The sequence below is a fragment of the Erythrobacter donghaensis genome, from assembly GCF_001557325.1.
Lineage (GTDB): Bacteria > Pseudomonadota > Alphaproteobacteria > Sphingomonadales > Sphingomonadaceae > Erythrobacter > Erythrobacter donghaensis_B.
Genome location: NZ_LSJS01000317.1, coordinates 1 through 291 on the forward strand (window position 1 = coordinate 1; position 291 = coordinate 291).

Below are 291 nucleotides of genomic sequence, written 5' to 3' on the forward strand. Positions count from 1 at the left end.
GGATGCTGATCATCGGCTATTGCATGGGCATCCGGTCCGAGCGGCGGCTGTGCGAGGAGGTGCATTTGAACCTCGCCTATCGCTGGTTCTGTCGCCTCGGGCTGGAAGGCGATGTGCCCGACCACTCGACCTTCTCGAAGAACCGGCACGGGCGCTTCCGCGACAGTGATGTGCTGCGCCAGCTGTTCGAGACGACCGTGGCGCGCTGCATTGCCGAGGGGTTGGTCGGCGGTGAAGGCTTCGCGGTCGATGGCAGCCTCGTGCGCGCCGATGTGAACCGCCAGCATGCCG

At 65.6% G+C, this 291-nt stretch carries 1 protein-coding gene; it reads left to right on the forward strand.

The features are described from left to right. Positions 1-291, forward strand: a 291-nt coding sequence (locus AX692_RS18275) for a transposase (RefSeq protein ID WP_196491824.1), incomplete at both ends; no start/stop codon positions are given.